This window comes from Hydrogenophaga sp. IBVHS1 (assembly GCF_002127265.1).
Taxonomy (GTDB): domain Bacteria; phylum Pseudomonadota; class Gammaproteobacteria; order Burkholderiales; family Burkholderiaceae_C; genus Hydrogenophaga.
Map to the genome: position 1 here is coordinate 63,597 of NZ_NFUU01000002.1, position 14,708 is coordinate 78,304.

The window sequence follows — 14,708 nt, forward strand, 5'->3', positions numbered from 1 at the left end:
CGTCCGCTCGTGGATTTTCATCAATGTCACAGGCGTGTCATGTCCGGCTGAAAAACTCCAAGCCGGGCAATTCCGCCCAGCCAAAGATGGAGAAATTTCATGACAGTACAACGCACTGGAGACAAGCTCATGATGAATCGCAGAAAGGTGCTGCTAGGCACCGCCGCCGCCGTGGCAGGCTCGCTGACCTTCCCGGTCCGCGCACAGCAAGTCCTCACCGTGGGGCTCATCCCCTCTGAAGACTCCCGCGCCATGATCGCCAACAGCCAGAAGATGATGGACATGCTCGCCAACGCGCTGGGCATGCCGGTGAAGCCCTTCGTGGCGGCCGACTACAACGGCGTCATCGAGGCCCTGCGCTCCAAGCGCCTGGATGTGGCCTACCTGGGGCCGTTCTCGTATGTGCTCGGCGCCACCATCGCCCCCATCGAGGCGTTCGCCGTGGCCGAGACCAAGAAGGCCGGGCGCACCTTCTACCACAGCCAGATCATTGCCCACAAGGACAGCGGCATCAAGACGGTGGCCGATCTCAAGGGCAAGAACTTCGCCTTTGTCGATCCCAGCTCCACCTCCGGCCACCTCTTCCCCAAGGCCGGCCTCATGAAAGCCGGGTTCGATTCCGACAAGGATTTCGGCCGTGTCATTTTCTCGGGCTCGCACGACTCCAGCGCGATTGCCGTGCAGAACAAGAAGATCGACGCTGCCGCAATCGCCGACCGCATCCTGGACGCCGCCATCAACAAGGGGCTGGCGAAACGCGAGGACCTGGTCGAGGTGTGGAAGTCCGATCCGATCCCCGAGTCGCCCACCGTGTGGCGCACCGACCTGCCGGCCGATCTGAAGAAGCGCGTGCAGGCCGCCTTCCTGCAGGTGAAGGACATCCCGTGGTCGGATCAAGGTCTGCTCAACGGTTTCCACCCCACCAACGACGCCGCCTACAACGTGATTCGCGACACGGCCAAGCTGCTCAATCTCGATCTGAGGAAGATGAAATGATCGAGATCCGCAACCTGACCAAGCGCTACGGCGATTTCGTCGCGCTGCACGACGTGAGCCTGACCGTTGCCAAGGGGGAGTTCGTCGTCATCCTCGGCGCCTCGGGCGCGGGCAAGTCCACGCTGCTGCGCTGCATCAACCACCTCGCCGAACCATCGGCCGGCGAAATCCGCGTGGACGGTGAACTCTCGCGTGGTGACCGCTCAGGCTTGCGGAAAGTGCGCCGGGATGTGGCCATGATCTTTCAGCACTACAACGTGGTGCCACGCCTCTCGGTGCTGAAGAACGTGCTCACCGGTCGCCTGGGCTCCATGCCGGCGCTGCTCTCGTGGTTCCAGCTCTTTCCGCGCGAAGACATCGACGCCGCGCGCGAGTGCCTGCGCCGCGTGGAGCTGGAGCACAAGGCCGATGTGCGCACCGACACGCTCTCGGGCGGTCAGAAGCAGCGGGTGGGCATTGCCCGCGCGCTGGCGCAACGGCCCAAGGTGATCCTGGCCGACGAGCCCGTGGCCAGCCTTGACCCCAAGACCTCGCGCAAGGTGCTGCGTTACCTGCAGCAAGCCAGCCAGGAATCGGGCATCACCGTCATCTGCAACCTGCACCAGGTGGACTACGCCTGCGAGTTCGCCCAGCGCGTCATCGGCGTGTCGGCGGGTCGTATTGTGTTTGAAGGCCGGCCCGAAGAACTCACCGAAGAGGTGTTGCAGCGCATCTACCCCGGCGGCTTCGAAGCACCCAACTGCGCCGTGCCCGGCGCCGCGCCTGCGGACACGAGCGCCACCGCCGCCATCGAGTCCACCCCTGTCGCCAGGCGACCCACCCCTGAACTGGCTCTGGAGCAATCATGATCGCCATCGGACGCTACAACCTTCTCGTCGCCAAGAGCGGCGGCAACGACGGCTGGTGGAAATACGTGGCCAGCGCCGTGGCGCTGGTGGGCGTGATCTGGTGGGCCGCCATCGGCAGCCAGGTCAGCTTCAACGAACTCGCCAAAGGCGCGCCCTGGATCGGCGACTTCCTCTCGCGCATGTTCCCGCCCAACTGGGAGTTCGCGAGCAAGCTGGTGAAGCCGGCCATCGAAACCGTGCAGATCGCCATCTGGGGCACGTTGCTGGCCATCGTGCTGGCGGTGCCCATGTGTTTCCTGGCCGCGCGCAACATCTCGCCCAACATCGCGGTGTTCCACTTCATGCGGCAGGTGCTCAACATCATGCGCGGCATCAACGAGATCATCCTCGCGCTGATCTTCGTGGCGGCGGTGGGTCTGGGTCCTTTCCCCGGTGTGCTGGCCCTCGCGCTGCACGGTGCCGGCATGCTGGGAAAGTTCTTTGCCGAGTCCATCGAAGACATCGATCAGGGCCCGATCGAGGCGCTGCGCTCCACCGGCGCCGGACCGATCCAGATCATCATCTTCGGCGTGCTGCCGCAGGTGGTCACCGCGTGGATCGCCGTCATTCTCTACCGCTTCGAAACCAACCTGCGCCAGGCCACCGTGCTGGGCATGGTGGGCGCGGGCGGCATCGGCTTTGAACTGGTGGGCAGCATGAAGCTGTTCCAGTACCAGGACACGGCCACCTGCATTCTGGTGATTGTGGCCATGGTCATGACCGCCGACTACGTTTCCAGCAAGCTGCGCGCCTGGATCCAACAAGGAGCTCGTTGATATGGCACCGGACAATTTCAAGCTCAAGGTCAACGACCGCGAGTACAGCAAACCCACCCAGCCCGTGGTGGTGGTTTGCGTCGATGGCTGCGAGCCCGACTACATCACCCAGGCCATCCAGGCGGGTGTGGCGCCCTTCATGCAGAAGATGCTGGCCAAAGGCACCTCGCTGGTGGGCGACTGTGTGGTGCCCAGCTTCACCAACCCCAACAACCTGTCCATCGTGACCGGTGCGCCGCCTTCGGTGCATGGCATCTGCGGCAACTACTTTCTGGACATGGCGCTGGGCAAGGAAGTGATGATGAACGACCCGGCCTACCTGCGCGCCGAAACCCTGCTGGCCGCGTTCTCCCGCGCCGGGGCCAGCGTGGCGGTGGTCACGGCCAAGGACAAACTGCGCACGCTGCTGGGCCACCAGCTGCAGGGCGGCATCTGCTTCTCGGCCGAGAAGGCCGACAAGGCCACCGTGGCCGACAGCGGCATCGACCAGGTGCTGGAGATGGTGGGCAAGCCCGTGCCCTCGGTGTACAGCGCTGATTTGAGCGAGTTCGTGTTTGCGGCTGGCGTGAAGCTGCTGGAAACGCGACGCCCCGATCTGATGTACCTCTCCACCACCGACTACGTGCAGCACAAGTGCGCACCCGGAACGCAGGGCGCCAACGACTTCTACGCCATGATGGACGGCTACCTGGCGCAACTCGATGCGCTGGGCGCGGTGATCGCACTCACCGCCGACCACGGCATGAGCCCCAAGACCGACGCCGCCGGCCAGCCCCGCGTGGTTTACCTGCAGGAGGTGATGGACGCCACCGCGGGTGGCGACGGCAGCCGCGTCATTCTGCCCATCACCGATCCCTATGTGGTGCACCATGGCGCGCTGGGTTCGTTTGCCACCGTGTACCTGGCCCCGGGCGTGAACGCACGCGCCGTGGCCAGCGCGCTCATGACGCACGACGGCATCGAGACCGTGCTCACGCGCGAGGAGGCCGCCGAACGCTTCGAGTTGCCGCCCGACCGCATCGGTGACCTCGTGGTGGTGTCGGACCACCTCACGGTGCTGGGGACCCGCGCCGCCGAGCACGACCTGAGCGGCCTCACCGTGCCGCTGCGCTCGCACGGTGGCCTGTCCGAACAGAAGGTGCCGCTGCTGTTCAACCGCCAGCTGCAGGGTTTGATTCCTGGGCGTCGCTTGCGCAATTTCGACATCTTCGACCTGGCGCTCAACCACGCCATGGCCAATACCACCGCCTAGAGGCACTCCATGACCGCGAACTACTTCAACCCCGTGCAGAGCGTGTACGGGCCGGGAGCCCTGCTGTCCCTGCCGAAGCTGCTGGCTGGCCGCAAGGCCGCGCTGGTGACGTTTCCCGAGGCACGACAACTCGGCTTGCTGACGCGCATCGAAAGTGTGCTGGGTGCCCAACTGGCGTGCGTGATTGACCAGGTGCTGCCCAACCCGGACGTGGCCGAACTCGCCCACACCTATGAAAGTTTCTGGCGCGACCACGCCGATGTGGAGGTGATCGTGGCCGTGGGTGGCGGCAGCGCCATCGACACCGCCAAGGCGCTGATGGTGGGCACGGCCAGTGGACGCTTCAACGAACTCGTGGACCTGCTCGCCACCGGCGCCGCCTTTGTGCCGCACGCCACCAAAGCGCTGATCGCCGTGCCCACCACGGCCGGCACCGGCAGCGAGGTGACGCCCTGGGCCACCATCTGGGACCGCGGGCGGCAAAAGAAATATTCGTTGCACCTGCCGCAGACCTGGCCCAGCGTGGCGCTGATCGATCCCGAGTTGATGCTCTCGCTACCCGCCTCGGTGACGCTGCAGAGCGGGCTCGACGCGCTCTCGCACGCGCTCGAATCGATCTGGAACGTCAACGCCAACCCGATGTCGGACACGCTGGCCATCTCGGCCGTGCAGGACATCCTGGACGTGTTGCCGCGCCTCATGCGCGAGCTGGGCAGCGTGGAGCTGCGCGGGCGCATGGCGCTGGCCGCGCTCAAGGCCGGTATGGCGTTCTCCAACACCAAGACGGCGCTGGCGCATTCGATCTCGTATGAAATGACGCTGCGCTATGGCATTCCGCACGGCATTGCGTGCTCGTTCTCGCTGCCCATGGTGCTGGAGCGCGCCATTGGCCACCGCGCCGACCGCGATGCCGTGCTCACCCAGGCACTGGGCCTGCCGCTGGCCGACGCACCCGCGCGCCTCGAGCGCTTCATCGAAAACCTCGGAGTGAAGACGCGATTCAGCGACTACGGAGTGAGCGACGAAGAAGCCGAACAGATGGTGCTGCACGCCCAGGGCGGCGCACGCGGCAAGAACTTCATTGGCACCGCCGAGGAGATCCTGGCATGAACGCACGCAACCCCCTGCGCGACAGCGAACACTTTCGAGCCGAGTCGCTGCGCATCGGCGGCGAGCGCATCGCCCGCGACCGCCACCTCGATGTGATCAGTCCATTCAGCCGCGAGCGCGTGGGCACCGTGCCCCTGGCCACGCTCGACGACGTGAAGAGCGCCTACCGCATCGGCAACGCCTACCAGGCCACGCTCACGCGCTACGAGCGTTCCAGCATCCTGCAGAAAGCTTCTGCGTTGTTGCGTGCGCGCGCCGAAGAAGCGTCCACCCTCATCACGCTCGAATCGGGCTTGTGCAAGAAGGATTCGATGTACGAGATCGGCCGCGTGGCCGACGTGATGGTGTTCGGCGCCAACGAGGCGCTGCGCGACGACGGGCAGGTGTTCAGCTGCGACCTGACGCCGCACGGCAAGAAGCGCAAGGTGATCACCATGCGCGAACCGCTGCAAGGCGTGATCACCGCCATCACCCCGTTCAACCACCCCATGAACCAGGTGGCGCACAAGGTGGTGCCCAGCATCGCCACCAACAACCGCATGGTGCTCAAGCCGTCGGAAAAAGTGCCGCTGTCAGCCTACTTTCTCGCCGACATCCTCTACGAGGCGGGCCTGCCGCCCGAGATGTTCCAGGTGATCACCGGCGACCCGCGCGAGATTGCCGACGAGATGCTGACCAACGAGCACGTGGACCTGATCACCTTCACCGGCGGCGTGCCCATCGGCAAATACATCGCGTCCAAAGCCGGCTACCGCCGCATCGTTCTGGAACTCGGTGGCAACGACCCGCTGATCGTGATGGAAGACGCCGATCTGGACAAGGCTTCAGACCTGGCGGTGCAGGGCTCGTACAAGAATTCCGGCCAGCGCTGCACGGCCGTGAAACGCATGCTCGTGCACGAAGCCGTGGCGGCCGACTTCACCGAGCTCGTGGTGGAAAAAACCCGCCGCTGGAAACACGGCGACCCCATGGATGCCACCATGGACATGGGCACCGTGATCGACGCGCAGGCCGCCGCACGCTTTGAAGAACTGGTGAATGAAGCCGTGAGTCAGGGCGCCCGCGTGCTCACCGGCAACCAGCGCGACGGCGCACTCTATTCGCCCACCGTGCTCGACCGTGTGCGGCCCGAGATGACCCTGGTGCGCGAAGAAACCTTCGGCCCCGTCTCGCCCATCGTCACGTTCAAGAACATCGACGAAGCCATCACCATCTCCAACGGCACGGCGTACGGCCTCTCGTCCGGCATCTGCACCAACCGCATGGACTACGCCACCCGGTTCGCACACGAGCTGAAGGTGGGCACCGTGAACCTGTGGGAAGTGCCCGGCTACCGCATCGAACTCACCCCCTTCGGCGGCATCAAGGACTCGGGCCTGGGCTACAAGGAAGGCGTGCAGGAAGCGATGAAATCGTTCTGCAACGGGAAGACGTTCACGCTGCCCTGGTGACGCCGCAGGATCGCCTGTTCACGGGGCGGGAGGTTTTTTCCGAAGCTTGAACCTCTCGGGGTCGATCGGTCGCATCACCTTGAAGTACTGCGGCGAATCATCGCGCGGCGCTGCCGGCTCTACCCGCGCACGTTGCCATGTCTTGCCCGTGGGTGTGGGCACGTCGGCGAAGGTCCTGTTTCTGGGCACGGTGCAATCTGTCTGCCAGGGCAGCGGGCTTACGCCGAGTTCGACCTGCAGGCGTTGATCCAGCACCTCGGTGTGCTCGTCCACTTTCGCGAACAGCGACCGCAGGCCGCTGTGCAGGCCGTTGTAGGGATCTTGCGGGGGATCCTGCACGGGACGCTGGCGAAGGCGCTGAATGGCGATCTCGTGCAGCCGGTGGCTCGTCATGTCGTTCGCCACGGTGGCGGCGGTGGGCAGTCCACGCAGCAGCTTGCGCATGCCGATGCCTGTGTACCGGAACCCTTTCCCAGCCTCGTGGTGAATGTTCCAGAGCGCGGCACGGTGAGGCGTGCGCGATGGATGGAGCTCCACCAGCAAGCCCAGTTTCGCCGCCTCGCACGCCATCCACTCCAGCGCCAGGTCTGACAGGTCGCTCTCATGGGCCGGGTAGCTCCCGCCCACGTCGGAATGTGCGCCCGGGAACCACACCTGCAGCAGCGACTGGTACCCATGGCACTTGTCGGCGAACAGGAGCGGCTCGAAGAGTTTGCGCACTTCGTGCAGGGCCAGCGCGTGGCGCACATGGGATACGTAGTCGGGCACGCGCGTGTCGTGAAAGGTCGTGTCCAGCGACGGGTGCAGCCATTGCACGCTGCGGTGCACGCCGTGCATGGCCACCGTGTCCCATACCCCGATCATGTGGATGGAAAGATCGGTGCCGCGCTCGCGGTCTGCCGGGCTCGGATGCCCCAGCCTGCGCATCACCCGCTGCAGGTTGCCGCCGTGTTCATAGGCGTGAAAGGCTTCTTCCACATGGGCGATGTCGCGTTGCAGAAGAATGCCCACCTTCTGCAGGAACCCGGCCAGCGAACGCACCGCGTAGGCGCCCCGGCTGAAGCCGAACAGGTAGACGTTGTCGCCGCGTTCGTAGTGCTGCACCAGGAAGGCGTAGGCCTCCTTGATGCGCCGGGCAATGCCATAGCCCAGCGCCGCACCGGCCAGGTTGCCCAGCTTGCGGTGCAGCAGCTTCGGCGGGTGCTTCAGGCGCGCGGCGACCAGCCAGGACGGTGGAAGCCGGTGCGGCTTGTCGGTGCCCACGCCCTCGATGTAGTGCTGCTCCTGCGCCCGCCGGGCCTGCGGGTCATCTGCCGCGGCCTTCGTCATTCTGGAAAGCAGCAACACGTTCGACGCGTCTTTCGCGCTGTCGTCGTTGCCCGATCCATCGATGAAGAGCACGATGTTTCTGGCCATGTTCAACGCTTGCGCACGGCGCCTGGCGTGTCTCCGTATTGCTGTCTGAAGCGCCGGTAGAAGGTGGAGGTTTCCCGAAACCCCACCGCAAAGCCGATTTCTGCCGTGCCCACATGGCGCGAACCGGGGTCGCGCAGCAGCGCGTGGGCGCGAGCCAGGCGGGTGCGGGTCAGGAATTCGTGGAAGCTGTGATCGGAGAGTTCGAACAATTGGTGCAGCGCGCGCAGCGACAGGCCGAATTCGGTGGCCACCCGTTCGGGTGTGAGCGCCATGTCGGAACAGCGCAGTTCCACATCCCGCATCACCCGCTGCAGCAGAGCGCGGCGTCGCGCCAGTCGCGCGGGCTCGCGGGTGCTGGCAGCTGGGCCTGCGGCTTCTGCCACCAGGGCAGACAAGGTTCCGCAGGCCAGTGCCAGCGCGTCGGGTGAAAGGCCGGCGTGGTGGCGCAGCAGCGCATCGAGCCAGCTGGCGATCAGCGAGCGCGCTGGCAGCTCACGGCCGATCCGCCGCATCGGCAGCTCGCCGTGGTGCGGCGCCAGCCAGGGCTGCAGGCTCGCGCGATCGATGCGCCAGAGACGGAAGTCGAACGGACCGTCGGTGCCGGTGCTGAACGCAATGTTGGGGTCGGCGATCACGATGTCGCCAGGCTCGGCCACGCAGCGCTGGCCCTTCTGTTCAAACCAGGCCCGGCCGCGCCGCTGCAGATAGACGTAGTAGGTGTCGCTCGGCCGCTCGCCGATGTCCTGATCGCGCCGCTGTACCAGATGGCCCTCGCACACGATGTCGGTCACGTCCAGGGAGCCCAGTTGCCGCCGGGCAATGGCGCCTTGAAAAGGCGTTCGCGTGCGGCGTTGCGGAGTCAGTGCGTACACATGCTGGCGGCACGCCTCGCGCCAGAGATCGAAACGCTGAGCGGGCGGCGCGTTTTCGGTGGACCACTCCATGACCATGGCGGATACCTCTTGTTGGGGGCGCGGCTGGAGGGCGGCCCCATCGCGCACGGGAGTATCGAATATTCCGTTGAAACGAACAAGTTCGCGTGAATAGTTACGTAAAACGAATGCTTACGAATTTGCGCTGGTTGCCAAGGCCCTTTGCGCTCGCTGCGAAGACGGCGGCGATCGGGCGATTGAAGATGCAAGGGTGTTCAACGAATCCCCCCCGACCGTCCTGATCGCGGACGACCACGCACTCGTGCGCGACGGCATGCGCGGGCTGGTCGCTGCCTGGCTGGGCGATGCGCACTGCATCGAGGTCGGCGATGGCGACGCGCTGATGCGTGCGGCAGCGGCGCATCCTGCGGCACGACTGGCGCTGGTGGATCTGAACATGCCCGGCATGGAGCGTGGATTCCGGCTGGCCGAGCTGGCGCACCGGCATCCGGGTCTGCCGCTGGTGGTGATCTCGGCGCTGACCTCGCCCGATGTGGTGCGCCGCTCGCTGGACATGGCCACGGTGCATGCGTTCGTGCCCAAGAGTGCGCCCTCCGAGCAGATCGGTGCCGCGATCGACGCCGCCCTGGAGGGCCGCAAGCTGCCCTATGCGCACCGCGCACCCGAGGCGCGGCGGCCCGATGTGGTGCTCACACCGCGCATGGAAGAGGTGCGCCAGTTGTTGCGCCAGGGCATGAGCAACAAGCTGATTGCGCGCACGCTGGGCATCAGCGAAGGCACGGTGAAGAACCACATGAGCGAAATCTTCAAGGCGCTGCAGGTCTCCAACCGGACGCAGGCGGCGCAGCTCGACGCCGATACCCTGTGACGCCCGTTCGGGACGAGCAACCCGACCCCGAGGACAGCGCCCACACGGTGGCCTCGCTGTGGGCGCTGCGCGCCTGCGAGCTGTTGTGCTTCTTCATGTTCGCCACCGCGCTGCCCTGGCAGCAGCCGGCGGCGTGGTTCGCCATCATTGCCAGCATGGGCGTGCTCCGCTGGTGGCATGTGAACCGGCCCGCGTTCCGTGCGCGACCCAAGGCACATCGCCAGCGCGTCTACCGCATCTACATGTGGGTGCTGATGTCCTTCGTGGGCAGCTCCTGCTACTTCCTGTATGTGCCGGACAACGTGCCCATCCTTGCGGTCCTCGTGAGCTACCTGCTGGGCAATGCCACCCTGATCGCAGTTCGGCTGACGGGCGATGCCGTGCGCACCACCATCGCGCTGTGCCTGGCGGTGTTGCCCACCTCCGTTCGCCTGATCGTGGATGGCCTGGGCGGCAACTCGTTGCTGGCACTGATGGGGGTGGGTGGTTTCCTCATGACCATCACCATGGTGTTTCTCTCGCGCGCGCAAGAATTCGGCGTGATGCGGCAGGTCGAGCAGCGGCGGCGCGCCGAAGCGGCGGCCGACACCGTCGCCGCCCTGGGCCTGGCGAAATCCCGTTTTTTTGCGGCAGTCAGCCACGACCTGCGCCAGCCAGTGCATGCCATCGGCCTCTACCTCACGCCGCTGGCCAACCTCGCTGAACGAGCGCAGGACGCCGCTGCGCAACGTGCCATCGAAGGCATCACGCAATCGTGGCGCGCGCTTGACGATCTGCTGTCTCAGGTGCTGGACCTCACCCGCATGGACTCCGGCGCCGTGCAGGCCGAGCTGCGGTCGACCGAAATTGCGCCGCTGGTGGACAGCCTGCTGCGCCAGCACAGCGCGGTGGCCGAGGCGGCGGGCGTGCGCATCGTCACCCTGGTGCGCCCCGATGCCTTTGCGATGGCCGATGGACTGATGCTGTTTCGCGTGCTCTCCAACCTGCTGGACAACGCCATCAAGTTCTCGCCGCCAGGTACCACCGTGCTGGTGGCGCTGCGATCGGGTGGCAAGCGCTGGCGGCTGCAGGTGCGCGACGCGGGCATGGGCATGGCGGCCGATGCGCAGGTCCGCATCTTCGAGGAGTTCGTTCAGATACACAACGAAGCCCGCGACCGCCGACAGGGTCTCGGGCTGGGGCTGGCGATTGCGCGGCGCCTGGCCTTGTTGATGAATGGCGACATTGCGGTGCGCTCAGCGCTGGGACGCGGAACGAGCATGACGGTGTCGCTGCCACGCGCCTTGCCGCCGCCCGACGCCGAACCCGCGCCGGTGCAGGCTTCCACCGTGTCAGGGGGCCTCTTGCCCTTGCTGGGGCCGGCCTCGCCGAGGCCTGTGTTCAACATGGAGCGCGTGCTGCTGGTCGAGGACGATGCGCTGGTGGCCGAGGCGACGCGCGATCAGCTGGCGCACTGGGGTCTGCAGGTGCTGCATGTGGAGACCGCCGACGCGGCGATGGCGCAAGCGGCGTTTGGTCAGGTGGCCATTTGCGATGTGCGCCTGCCGCATGCGGCGTCGGGTCTGGCGCTCGCGCTGAACCTGCGTGAGCTGGGTCAGAAGGTGCTGCTCATCAGTGGTGAAACACACGCCACGCTGCGCGAAGCGGCGTCGCGCCATGGGCTGCCGCTGCTGATCAAGCCGGTGTCGGGGGCGCAACTGCTCTCGGCCTTGCAGAGCCTGTAATTGTTCTTTGGTCAGTGCGTGGCAACGCGCTGGACATGACCAATTTCACATGGTCGTGCGAGGCACCCGTCGGTAGATTCCTTATCACCCCACACACGCCGTGCGCGGGGCCGATCCCAAGGAATCTTCATGAGGCACCAGTTCTCACCCGATCTCGAATCTCCCCATGCCGCCACGGTGGCGGCGTGCCTGCGGCCGCCGCGTGCAGGGCGATTCGCCGACACCAGCGCGTCGACTGCAATGCGCCGCATCTACCGCTGGCTGTGCCGCTTTGCGCCCACGCTGGCCGCTCACCTCGCCTTCAAGCAACTCGCCACCCCGCCGCGAAGCGCGCCTGGCCAGTGGCCCGTGGCCATTCGCGACATCACGCGGACGCGGCGCCTGAGCGCTGGCGGGAATGGGCTCGCCGTGTACGAATGGGGGCAGGGCCCGGCGGTGCTGCTGGTGCATGGCTGGGGCTCCAACGCCACCCACCTGGGGCGCCTGGTGCAACCGCTGTTGAACGCAGGTTTCAAGGTCATTGCTTTCGACGCACCAGCGCATGGGCGGTCCACCGGCCGCTCGACCGACATGGTGGCTTACGCCAACGCGGTGGCGGTCGTGGCGCGCGATGCGGGCCGGCTGCACGCGGTGATCGGCCATTCTTTCGGTGCCGCGATGGCGATGTACGCCGCGCGAGACTGGGGCATCACCGCCGGGCGACTCGTGCTCGTGAGCTCGTTCAACGACTGCAACTGGTTCCTGGAGATGTTCGCGCGGCATGTCGGCCTCACGCCCGAGGTGTTGCGGCGCACGCGCGAGCTGCTCACGCAGCGTTACGGCGGCCGCCTCGACTGGGCGCGCATGTCGGTGACCGAGATGCTGCGCCAGGCGCATCTGCCCACGCTGGTGGTGCACGACGAGAACGACGAGGAGATTCCCTTCGAGCACGGTCTTGGCATGGCGACCGCACTGCAGACCACCCAGCTCAAGGCCACGCGCGGGCTGGGGCACCACCGCGTCCTGCGGCACCCCGAGGTGCTTCGCCGCATCACCGCGTTTCTGGTGGACTGACCCCATGCACGACACCACCCTCTCAACGCGGGGCGCGCGGCGTCCCCGGCTCGCCCTGGTGCTGGGCAGCGGCGGCGTGCGCAGCATCGCGGCGCTGGGCATCGCCGAGCGACTGGCGCGCGAAGGCATCCGCCCCGACCTCATCGTGGGCTGCAGTTCGGGTGCGCTTTTCGGCGCGCAGGTGGCCAAAGGCATGCATGGCCAGAGTGCCGTGAGCCTGGCCACCACCCTGTGGTCGGCCGAGCTCACGCAGCAGCGCCGCTGGCTCGCTTACCTGCAACTCATTGCCCCCAGGCTGGCTGGCTTCGGCGCTGGGTTTGCGTTGCGCGACAGTCGCTTGATCACGCAGCGCATCACGCACGCGTTTGGCGACGTGCGACTCGAGCATCTGCCCACGCCGCTGCGCGTGGTGGCCACCGAGGCCGCCACAGGCTTGCCCGTGGTGCTCTCGCAAGGGAGCCTTGTGGACGCGCTGCGGGCGAGCATGGCGGTGCCGATTCTTTTTCCCAGTGTGGTCATCGATGGTCGGGCGCTGGTGGACGGGGTGCTCTCCGATCCCTTGCCAATTTCGGCCGCGAGCGATGCCGGCGTGGTGATTTCGCTCGGGTTTCGCGGCAGCATGCCGCGCCGTGTCGACCGCCTCTCTCGTCTGGTGGCGCAGACCAGCACCACGCTGATCAACAACCTGATGCAGGCCCGCATCGATGCGGCACAAGCGCGTGGACAGAAGGTGATCGCCATCGAGCTGGATCTGGATCGCCACGTCGGTCTGTGGGAGACCTCGGCCATGCCCGAGCTCTTCGAGGCCGGCTGGCGCGCCACTGAGGAGCGCCTGCTCGACATCGTGGCCGCGCTCGACGAGGCGCATGCGCCGGCCTTCCAGCCCGTTTTCATCGATTGATCCAGAACACAACACCATGGAGCTGAAAAGAATGACCCTGACCACCATCCACACCGAACGTTACGCCCGCTGCATCGAGGCCTCCAAGCGCGTGCGCTGGGACATCGACCGGGACGTGATCCGCGCACGCCGCTTCGATTTTTCAAAGCCCTTTCTGCCCGAAGGCCTCGCGCGCACAGGTCGGCTGGAGTTTCTCTCGCCCGCCGAGCGCTTGCGCCTGAGCCAGGTGCAGGGCCGCACCTACGCCAACATGTTCGGCCTGGTCGAACGCTTCATCGGTATCCAGATGCTGTCGTGCAGCCGGGACCACTGGTTCGGCGACCAGGTGGCCCTGGAAGCTCTGGTGCGGTTCTCGGATGAAGAGCTCAAGCACCAGGAGCTGTTTCGCCGCATCGAACGCCTGGCGGCCGACGGCATGGCTGAAGGTTATGAGTTTCTGCCCACGCCCAACGCCGTCGCCTCACAGGTGCTGGAGTGTTCCACCTGGGCGGTGCTGGCGCTCACCTGCCACATCGAGCTGTTCACCCAGGTGCACTACCGGGAGAGCATCGAGCCTGCGGGCGACCTCTCCGATCTCTACAAGGACGTGTTTCTTTTTCACTGGAAAGAGGAATCGCAGCACGCGGTGCTGGACGAACTGGAATGGGAACGGGAGAACGCGCGCCTCACGCCCGGGCAGCGCGATGCGGCGGTGGACGACCTGATTGCGCTGGTCGGCGCGATCGACGGCATCCTGCAGCAGCAGGCGGCTGCGGACGCCAGCTATTTCCTGCGCACCAGCCCGGACACCTTCACCCCGGCACAGGCCGAGCGCGTGCAGGCGGGTCTGCTCGACGCCTACCGCTGGCAGTACATCGTGTGTGGTGTGAAAGCGCCGCGCTTTCGCCAGTCGCTCATCGGCATGACCACGCCCGACCAGTGGCAACGCATCCAGGGCGCGCTGGCGCCGCTGATGAATTGACACCTTGCTCCCTTTCAACCCATCTCAACCCATCTCAACCCATCTCAACCCCTCACCACAGGTAGTCACCATGTCACACACCCACGCTCGAGTTCTTTGCACCCTGCTGCTCGCCGCCGCAAGCGTCGCCCATGCAGAACCCTCCGCCAGCATGGAAGCTGCCCACCAGGCTTACCACTGGGGCCAGTTCGATCGCTCGCTCGCCATGTACGAACAGCTCGCTGCCCAAGGCAACGCCGAGGCGGCCGAGCGCGCCGGCTACATGCTGATGCAGGGGCCGGGCGTGTATGGCTCGAAGGTGCTGCGCGATGAAGTGCGCGCTGCTGCGCTGCTGGAGCAGGCCGCTGGCGCGGGGCGCCCTCATGCGCTCTTCGTGCTGGGCATGGCTGCCAGTGCAGACTGAACGCTCCCGCGCTCAGC

14 protein-coding genes are annotated in these 14,708 nt (G+C 66.0%); 12 read left to right on the top strand and 2 right to left on the bottom strand.

Features of this window, described 5'->3' with window-relative positions; all coding sequences use genetic code 11:
* Window positions 1-132: 132 nt before the first annotated feature.
* Genes phnD through phnY form a run of 6 tightly spaced genes read left to right on the top strand, consistent with a single transcriptional unit; the run spans window position 133 to window position 6,472 of the window.
* Window positions 133-996, top strand: a complete 864-nt coding sequence (gene phnD, locus CAP37_RS15065) for a phosphonate ABC transporter substrate-binding protein (protein ID WP_086125542.1) — start codon at window positions 133-135, stop codon at window positions 994-996.
* A complete protein-coding gene (gene phnC / locus CAP37_RS15070) occupies window positions 993-1,844 on the top strand; it encodes a phosphonate ABC transporter ATP-binding protein (protein ID WP_086125064.1) in 852 nt (283 codons plus the stop codon). The genes phnD and phnC overlap by 4 nt, the downstream gene beginning before the upstream one ends.
* Window positions 1,841-2,659, top strand: coding sequence for a phosphonate ABC transporter, permease protein PhnE (gene phnE, locus CAP37_RS15075; protein ID WP_086125065.1), 819 nt, complete (start codon window positions 1,841-1,843; stop codon window positions 2,657-2,659). The genes phnC and phnE overlap by 4 nt, the downstream gene beginning before the upstream one ends.
* 1 nt (window position 2,660) lies before the next feature.
* The gene (gene phnA / locus CAP37_RS15080) at window positions 2,661-3,911 is read left to right on the top strand and encodes a phosphonoacetate hydrolase (RefSeq protein ID WP_086125066.1); all 1,251 of its coding nucleotides are present in this window, start codon (window positions 2,661-2,663) and stop codon (window positions 3,909-3,911) included.
* A 9-nt stretch (window positions 3,912-3,920) separates the two neighbouring features.
* Complete coding sequence (gene psrA, locus CAP37_RS15085) at window positions 3,921-5,021, top strand: iron-containing alcohol dehydrogenase PsrA (RefSeq protein WP_086125067.1); 1,101 nt, start codon at window positions 3,921-3,923, stop codon at window positions 5,019-5,021.
* Window positions 5,018-6,472 (top strand): phosphonoacetaldehyde dehydrogenase, encoded by a 1,455-nt coding sequence (gene phnY, locus CAP37_RS15090; RefSeq protein ID WP_086125068.1) that lies wholly within the window; start codon window positions 5,018-5,020, stop codon window positions 6,470-6,472. Before psrA ends, phnY begins: the two co-directional genes overlap by 4 nt.
* 18 nt (window positions 6,473-6,490) lie before the next feature.
* Here phnY and CAP37_RS15095 read toward each other — a convergent pair whose 3' ends face one another.
* Together CAP37_RS15095 and CAP37_RS15100 are read right to left on the bottom strand one after the other, a co-directional pair.
* Window positions 6,491-7,888: a DUF2235 domain-containing protein gene (locus CAP37_RS15095; RefSeq protein WP_086125069.1), complete on the bottom strand. Its 1,398-nt coding sequence runs from the start codon at window positions 7,886-7,888 to the stop codon at window positions 6,491-6,493.
* A gap of 2 nt (window positions 7,889-7,890) precedes the next feature.
* Window positions 7,891-8,838: a helix-turn-helix domain-containing protein gene (locus CAP37_RS15100; RefSeq protein ID WP_086125070.1), complete on the bottom strand. Its 948-nt coding sequence runs from the start codon at window positions 8,836-8,838 to the stop codon at window positions 7,891-7,893.
* A 193-nt stretch (window positions 8,839-9,031) separates the two neighbouring features.
* On the opposite strand from CAP37_RS15100, the gene CAP37_RS15105 reads away from it, so the two are divergent.
* The 6 genes from CAP37_RS15105 (at window position 9,032) to CAP37_RS15130 (ending at window position 14,691) form a co-directional block, all read left to right on the top strand.
* Window positions 9,032-9,649, top strand: a complete 618-nt coding sequence (locus CAP37_RS15105) for a response regulator transcription factor (RefSeq protein ID WP_086125071.1) — start codon at window positions 9,032-9,034, stop codon at window positions 9,647-9,649.
* Window positions 9,646-11,373 carry a hybrid sensor histidine kinase/response regulator gene (locus CAP37_RS15110; RefSeq protein WP_086125072.1) on the top strand — a complete coding sequence of 576 codons (1,728 nt, stop codon included), beginning with the start codon at window positions 9,646-9,648 and terminating at the stop codon, window positions 11,371-11,373. The genes CAP37_RS15105 and CAP37_RS15110 overlap by 4 nt, the downstream gene beginning before the upstream one ends.
* Window positions 11,374-11,502: 129 nt before the next feature.
* A complete protein-coding gene (locus CAP37_RS15115; protein WP_086125073.1) occupies window positions 11,503-12,426 on the top strand; it encodes an alpha/beta fold hydrolase in 924 nt (307 codons plus the stop codon).
* Between the two features lie 4 nt (window positions 12,427-12,430).
* Window positions 12,431-13,327 (top strand): patatin-like phospholipase family protein, encoded by an 897-nt coding sequence (locus CAP37_RS15120; protein WP_086125074.1) that lies wholly within the window; start codon window positions 12,431-12,433, stop codon window positions 13,325-13,327.
* A gap of 16 nt (window positions 13,328-13,343) precedes the next feature.
* The gene (locus CAP37_RS15125) at window positions 13,344-14,288 is read left to right on the top strand and encodes a hypothetical protein (RefSeq protein WP_256927019.1); all 945 of its coding nucleotides are present in this window, start codon (window positions 13,344-13,346) and stop codon (window positions 14,286-14,288) included.
* A 70-nt stretch (window positions 14,289-14,358) separates the two neighbouring features.
* Window positions 14,359-14,691 carry a hypothetical protein gene (locus CAP37_RS15130; RefSeq protein WP_143435952.1) on the top strand — a complete coding sequence of 111 codons (333 nt, stop codon included), beginning with the start codon at window positions 14,359-14,361 and terminating at the stop codon, window positions 14,689-14,691.
* Window positions 14,692-14,708: the final 17 nt, after the last annotated feature.

Coding starts and splice junctions, on each gene's coding strand:
- CAP37_RS15095 (WP_086125069.1), bottom strand. CDS start 7,888: ATGGCCAGAAACATCGTGCTCTTCATCGATGGATCGGGCAACGACGAC.
- phnE (WP_086125065.1), top strand. CDS start 1,841: ATGATCGCCATCGGACGCTACAACCTTCTCGTCGCCAAGAGCGGCGGC.
- CAP37_RS15130 (WP_143435952.1), top strand. CDS start 14,359: ATGTCACACACCCACGCTCGAGTTCTTTGCACCCTGCTGCTCGCCGCC.
- CAP37_RS15125 (WP_256927019.1), top strand. CDS start 13,344: ATGGAGCTGAAAAGAATGACCCTGACCACCATCCACACCGAACGTTAC.
- phnA (WP_086125066.1), top strand. CDS start 2,661: ATGGCACCGGACAATTTCAAGCTCAAGGTCAACGACCGCGAGTACAGC.
- phnD (WP_086125542.1), top strand. CDS start 133: ATGAATCGCAGAAAGGTGCTGCTAGGCACCGCCGCCGCCGTGGCAGGC.
- CAP37_RS15100 (WP_086125070.1), bottom strand. CDS start 8,838: ATGGTCATGGAGTGGTCCACCGAAAACGCGCCGCCCGCTCAGCGTTTC.
- phnY (WP_086125068.1), top strand. CDS start 5,018: ATGAACGCACGCAACCCCCTGCGCGACAGCGAACACTTTCGAGCCGAG.
- psrA (WP_086125067.1), top strand. CDS start 3,921: ATGACCGCGAACTACTTCAACCCCGTGCAGAGCGTGTACGGGCCGGGA.
- phnC (WP_086125064.1), top strand. CDS start 993: ATGATCGAGATCCGCAACCTGACCAAGCGCTACGGCGATTTCGTCGCG.
- CAP37_RS15115 (WP_086125073.1), top strand. CDS start 11,503: ATGAGGCACCAGTTCTCACCCGATCTCGAATCTCCCCATGCCGCCACG.
- CAP37_RS15120 (WP_086125074.1), top strand. CDS start 12,431: ATGCACGACACCACCCTCTCAACGCGGGGCGCGCGGCGTCCCCGGCTC.